The following is a 264-nucleotide window of genomic DNA, read 5'->3' as shown; positions in this document are numbered from 1 at the left end:
ATGAAGTGATCCATATCCCGATGTCCAGCGGCCTGAGCAGTTCCTGCGAGACAGCAATGGCTCTTGCCCAGGAGTTTGACGGAAAGGTCCATGTAATTGATAACCAGAGGATATCGGTCACCCAGAGACAGTCTGTTCTGGACGCGATTGAAATGGCTTCAAGGGGTCTGAGTGCAGCGCAGATCGAGGAGACTCTGATGCGCGAACGGCTGGAAGCCAGCATCTATATTACCGTGGATACGCTAAAATATCTGAAGAAAGGCG

General features: G+C 51.5%; 1 protein-coding gene. It reads left to right on the top strand.

All coding sequences use genetic code 11. From position 1 onward, the window contains the following. Nucleotides 1-264, top strand: a 264-nt coding sequence (locus tag LJE08_RS14130) for a DegV family protein (RefSeq protein WP_227403594.1), incomplete at both ends; no start/stop codon positions are given.

Origin of the sequence: Holdemanella sp. DFI.5.55, assembly GCF_020593575.1 — a bacterium.
Taxonomy (GTDB): domain Bacteria; phylum Bacillota_I; class Bacilli_A; order Erysipelotrichales; family Erysipelotrichaceae; genus Holdemanella; species Holdemanella hominis.
The sequence above is the reverse complement of the archived record's forward strand: the minus strand, read 5'-3'. Positions and strand labels throughout refer to the sequence as shown.